The sequence below is a fragment of the Streptomyces katrae genome (assembly GCF_000966975.1).
Taxonomy (GTDB): Bacteria; Actinomycetota; Actinomycetes; order Streptomycetales; family Streptomycetaceae; genus Streptomyces; species Streptomyces katrae.
Map to the genome: position 1 here is coordinate 1 of NZ_JZWV01001334.1, position 2,752 is coordinate 2,752.

The 2,752-nt window shown below is 76.2% G+C and carries 3 protein-coding genes; 1 reads left to right on the top strand and 2 read right to left on the bottom strand.

Going from position 1 to position 2,752, the window contains the following annotated elements:
• On the top strand, positions 1-678 hold a 678-nt coding region (locus tag VR44_RS36880; RefSeq protein ID WP_045952035.1), incomplete at its 5' end, for a trypsin-like serine peptidase.
• A gap of 44 nt (positions 679-722) precedes the next feature.
• On the opposite strand, the gene VR44_RS36885 is transcribed toward VR44_RS36880, so the two are convergent.
• Positions 723-1,205: an NUDIX hydrolase gene (locus tag VR44_RS36885; RefSeq protein ID WP_045952036.1), complete on the bottom strand. Its 483-nt coding sequence runs from the start codon at positions 1,203-1,205 to the stop codon at positions 723-725.
• On the bottom strand, positions 1,202-2,752 hold a 1,551-nt coding region (lnt, locus tag VR44_RS36890), incomplete at its 5' end, for an apolipoprotein N-acyltransferase (RefSeq protein WP_045952037.1). The genes lnt and VR44_RS36885, both read right to left, overlap by 4 nt.

Below are 2,752 nucleotides of genomic sequence, written 5' to 3' on the forward strand. Positions count from 1 at the left end.
GACCTGCCGGAGGCCGGGGCCGCCGGTCCGCCGGGGGTGACCGACGAGGCTCCCGCCGGCGCGGAGGCCGGGCGGGTCGGGGCGCTGTTCGCCGACGGGCTCGAAGGGGGGCACTTCTGCACCGCGTCGGTGGTGCGCAGCCTGGGCCACGACCTGATCGCCACCGCCGCGCACTGCCTCGACCACCCCGACACCACCGTCTTCGCCCCCGGCTACCGGGACGGCGAGGCCCCGTACGGGGTGTGGCGGCTGACCCGGGTGTGGGTGGCGCCGGGCTGGGCGGACGGGCGGGACCCGGACGAGGACATCGCCTTCGCGACGGTCGCACCGGCCGACGGCGGGGAGACCCGGGCGGTGGAGGACGTGGTCGGGGCCTTCCCGGTGGCCGCCGCGCAGCCCGGGGACGTCACGGTGACCGTACTCGGCTACCCGAGCGTCCAGGACGGCCCGCTGCGCTGCTCCAACGCGACGAGCCTGTTCTCGCCGACCCAGCGCCGGATCGACTGCCCGGACCTGAGCGGCGGCACGAGCGGCAGCCCCTGGCTGGCGGGCGGGGCCCTGGCCGGGGTCCTCGGCGGGTACCAGGGGGGCGGCGACTTTCCGGAGGTGTCGTACAGCGCGGTGATGGGCGACGCGGCCATGGCCCTGTACTGCGAGGCGGCTGGGGTCGCGCGCTAGCCCGTGGCGGGCCGTGTGCCAGGCCGGGGCCGTCGAGGCCGGGTCTAGGCCGGGTCCGGGGCCTCGAACCAGGTTGGTTCCCCGGCGAGGGAGCGGCGGATCCGGTGCAGGGCGAAGGGCTCCAGCGGCGGCAGGGCGTCCGGGGCGAACCAGGCCACCTCCAGCAGCTCCCCGTCGGCGGGGCGGGCCTCGCCGCCGGTGGCCCGGCAGCGGAAGGTGATGTCCTGGTACTGGCAGACGTCGCCGTTGGCGTAGGTGACCGGTTCGAGCATCTGGACGAGGACGACCCGTTCGGGGACGCACCGCACGGCCGTCTCCTCGTACACCTCGCGCACGGCCGTCGCGGCGGGCTGCTCGCCGGGCTCGGCGATCCCCCCGACGACCGACCACCGTCCGGTGTCGGCGCGGCGCCCGAGCAGGACCCGGCCCCCGTCGTCGAAGACGACGGCGGTGACCCCGGGCAGCAGGAGCAGCCGGTGGCCGGCGCCGGCGGCCCGGACCTCGCGGATGAACTCGGGTGTGCTCACGCGCCGGCCCCACGGGTGGCGCGGCGGGCGCGGAGCCGGCGGGCCAGGACGGTGGTGAGGCCGCCTGCGGCCAGCAGGACCAGCGCGTACTCGGGCAGCGGGCCCAGGCGAGTGGCGGGGGTCTCGGTGGAGCGCAGCGGGACCTCGTCGACGAGGGCGTCGGCGGTGAACATCTTCGTCTGCTTGACCACCGTGCCGTCGGGGCGGATGACGGCGCTGACCCCGCTGGTGACGGGGACCAGGACGCTGCGGCTGTGCTCGACCGCGCGGATGCGGTCCATGGCCAGCTGCTGGTAGGTCATCTCGGTCCGGCCGAAGGTGGCGTTGTTGCTGGGGACGGCGATGACCTGGGCACCGGCCTGGACGGTGGAGCGCACGGCGTCGTCGAAGGCGGCCTCGTAGCAGGTGACCATGCCGACGCCGGTACCCGCCATGTCGAAGACGCCGGGCTCCTTGCCCGGGCCGAAGTCCCGGCGGACCCGGTCCACGTCGGAGCTGAACAGCCGCACGAAGGAGCGCATCGGCATGCGTTCGCCGAAGGGCTGGATCTTGCGCTTGTCGTAGGTGTCCACGGGACCCTTGGCCGGGTCCCACAGGATCATCGTGTTGCGCAGCGGGCCGGTCTCGGGGGCGAGGACGGAGCCGATCGCGGTGGGCACGCCGGCGGCCCTGACGGCGTTGTCGATGACGGCGTAGGCGTCGGGCTGGGTGAACGGGTCGATGTCGGAGGAGTTCTCCGGCCACAGCACGAAGTCGGGCTTGGGGACCCGGCCGGCCCTGACGTCCTCCGCGAGCCGGATGGTGCGGTTCGCGTGGTTGTCGAGGACCTGGCGGCGCTGGGCGTTGAAGTCGAAGCCGGCGCGGGGCACGTTGCCCTGGATGACGGCGGCGACCGCGGTTCCGTCCTCGGCGGCGTCGGAGACCAGCGGGCGGGCCGCGAGGGCAGCGCCGACGGGGGCGGCGACGGTGAGGGCGGCGAGGGCCGCGGCGGTGCGGGTGGGCTGCCGGCGGGCGAGGCGCGCGGCCCCGTACAGGCCGAACCCGCAGAGGGCGACGGCGAAGGACAGCAGCGGGGTGCCGCCGACGGCGGCGAGCGGTACGAAGATCCCGTCGGCCTGCCCGTAGGCCAGCCTGCCCCAGGAGAAGCCGCCGAACGGGGCCCGGGCGCGCAGGGCCTCGACGGCGACCCAGACGGCGGCCGACCACAGCGGCGCGGCGGGCAGCCGGCTGACGAGGGCGATGCCCAGGCCGGCCAGGCCGATGAGGAGTGACTCCAGGGTGACGAGGGCCAGCCACGGCACCGGGCCGACGCCCTCGCTGGTCCAGACGAGCAGCGGCAGCAGGTAGCCGAGTCCGAAGAGGAAGCCGAGGCCGAAGCCGGCCCGGGCGCGGCGGCCGCGCAGGCAGCCGGCCAGCAGGGCCAGGGCGAAGGGGGCCAGCCACCAGAGGGGGCGGGGCGGGAAGCTGAGGTAGAGCAGCGCCCCGGCGAGCGCGGCCAGGGCGGGGCGCGCCAGCCGGGCGGCCCAGCGCTTCCCGCGGCCCGCCGG